Source organism: Bacteroidota bacterium, assembly GCA_016213405.1.
Lineage (GTDB): Bacteria > Bacteroidota > Bacteroidia > Palsa-948 > Palsa-948 > Palsa-948.
Map to the genome: position 1 here is coordinate 1 of JACRAM010000087.1, position 2,405 is coordinate 2,405.

General features: G+C 39.1%; 4 protein-coding genes. 3 read left to right on the forward strand and 1 reads right to left on the reverse strand.

The genetic code is table 11. The annotated features are described in order from the left end of the window. Window positions 1-751, forward strand: a 751-nt coding sequence (locus tag HY841_10555) for a serpin family protein (GenBank protein ID MBI4931193.1), incomplete at its 5' end; no start/stop codon positions are given. A gap of 65 nt (window positions 752-816) precedes the next feature. Here HY841_10555 and HY841_10560 read toward each other — a convergent pair. Continuing rightward, window positions 817-1,722 (reverse strand): rhodanese-related sulfurtransferase, encoded by a 906-nt coding sequence (locus HY841_10560; GenBank protein ID MBI4931194.1) that lies wholly within the window; start codon window positions 1,720-1,722, stop codon window positions 817-819. A 41-nt stretch (window positions 1,723-1,763) separates the two neighbouring features. On the opposite strand from HY841_10560, the gene HY841_10565 reads away from it, so the two are divergent. Then, window positions 1,764-2,057, forward strand: a complete 294-nt coding sequence (locus HY841_10565) for a hypothetical protein (GenBank protein MBI4931195.1) — start codon at window positions 1,764-1,766, stop codon at window positions 2,055-2,057. A 73-nt stretch (window positions 2,058-2,130) separates the two neighbouring features. Further along, window positions 2,131-2,405, forward strand: a 275-nt coding sequence (locus tag HY841_10570; protein ID MBI4931196.1) for an amidase, incomplete at its 3' end; no start/stop codon positions are given.

Genomic DNA, 2,405 nt, shown 5'->3' on the forward strand with positions numbered 1-2,405 from the left:
GAACTTTCAAGATCCGGCAACTGTAAACGTAATCAACAACTGGGTTAAAACATCTACCAAAGACAAGATTGAGAAAATTGTTGATCAGATTTCCCCCGAAACTATAATGTATCTCATCAACGCGGTTTACTTTAAGGGAACGTGGAAATATCAGTTCGATGCAAACAAAACGAAAGATGATATTTTCACCACTGAAACCGGCAAAAAAGTTGCCGTTAAAATGATGGAACAAGAAACAGAGATTTCAACATTTAACAACGAACTATTTACTGCCGTTGATTTGCCATACGGAAGCAGCGCTTTCAGTATGACTTTGTTTCTTCCTAATACCGGGAAAAAACTGCAAGAAGTAGTTTTCTATTTAACCAGAGAGAATTTCGATTCTGTTGTTAATCATCTTTCAAGCGGGAAAAGAAATTTATTCCTACCAAGATTCAAACTTGAGTACAAAATAAAATTAAACGACGTATTAAAAGCACTTGGAATGGGAGAAGCTTTCGACCCGGGCAAAGCCAACTTCAAAAAACTTTATGCCGGAATCGGCAACGCTTACATCAGCGATGTAGATCATAAAACATATGTTGATGTGAATGAAGAAGGAACGGAAGCGGCAGCAGTTACTTCCGTTGTAATCGGCGTTACTTCAATTATGAATAACAACATCAGATTTGATAAACCGTTTTTGTTTTTGATTCGCGAGAAAAACAGCGGTGCTATAATTTTTGTTGGAACGCTTGCTGATCCAAGCTGAGAAGTTTTCGGCTGTCTGTTTTCAGTATATGCTTTTGCTGAAAACTGACGGCTTAAAGCTTATAGCTACCCATCATACCTTTTTCTTCTGTTGCTTGATGTGCGGCATTCATCCGAGCAGCAGTAATCATGTTCAATCTTACATTCATGGCAAGTTACCAACAGCTTATCGCAATCTTGATTGTGGCAATTGATGTAATATGATGCCGGCGTACCGCAAAAGTAACATTTGCTGATGTGTTTCGTTTCTTCGTTTGTATTTGGAGTGATGACTCTGCGCTCATCAAAAACAAACATGCTTCCTTCCCAATATTTATCCGGAAATTGATTTATGTAATTCCAGATTCCGCCGTTCATCTGATAAACATCTTTGAAACCACGTTCAACCAAATACGCGCTCGCTTTTTCGCAACGAATTCCGCCCGTGCAATAAGTTACAACTGTTTTGTCTTTGTAGTCTGCAATTTCATCGGCAACTTTTACCCAATCGCGGAATGTTTCCATCTTTGGCGCTACAGCATTTTTGAATTTCCCAATCACACTTTCGTATTCGTTGCGCGCATCAATTATTAAAAACTCTTTTCCGCTTTCATAAAACTCGTTCAACTTTTCCGGTGCTAAATACTTTCCGGTTTTGGAAAGATCAACTTCGCCAAAGCTCGCGTTTACAATTTCCTTTTTTAATCTAACATGAATTTTCCTAAACGCGTGCCCGGCGTTTTCATCTTCCTTAAACCAAATATCCGAGAACTGCGGATAGCTGCGTATTTCATTTTTGAACTCTTCTATATTGCTAACTGTGCCGGAAACTGTTGCGTTAATTCCCTCGCTGGAAATCCAAACGCGTCCTTTGATATCGTAGTTCTGGCAAAATTGTAGATGATCCTGTACAAACTTTTCCGGCTCGGGAAAGCTGATGTATTTATAGAAAAGTAAAACCCGGTAATCCATTTTCTTCCTTTCTTGCAGCATTGCGCTTATATTTGTCCGCAAAAATAGTAAAAGGAATTTAAATGAGACATTTCGTCGTAGAAATAATTTATAAGGCGCCTATTGAGAAAATTGAGGAATTAACGCCAATTCACAGAGAGTTTCTTCAAACGGGCTACAAGGCTGGAATGCTGCTTGTCTCCGGACCAAAAGTACCGCGCACGGGTGGCATTGTGATTGCAAAAGCTAATTCTATGGAAGAAATAACCGGGTTCTTTAAGAACGATCCTTACGCTTTGAATGATGCGGCTGATTACAGCTTTATCGAGTTCAACCCGAAAAGCTACCAGGAGATTTTGAAAGGTTGGGTGGAATAAAATAGTACGAAGACTTTGCCTACCTAATTAACTGCATCGTTGCTATATTTCGGTCAAAATTAATGATGGTTTTATGAATCAGCCCGATGTACGTGTTGGAGTTCTAACGGAAAAGGAAATCCGCTTCGATTTGTACGGCGAATTCTCCATTCACAGTTACGAAAAAAAATTCAGCGGTAAGTTTACAGCTAAGCTTGCCGGAGATCTCATAGTTCTCTTCCATGACAAAAAAGAAGTTCTCTCGGCAAAGGAAATTACTTTTATTCCGAACGATCTGGAAATAGAATCTTTTCTGCTTCGCGATGTTGTTATTGGAATCAATTTTCACTGGCAGAAAAAAGAAAACCA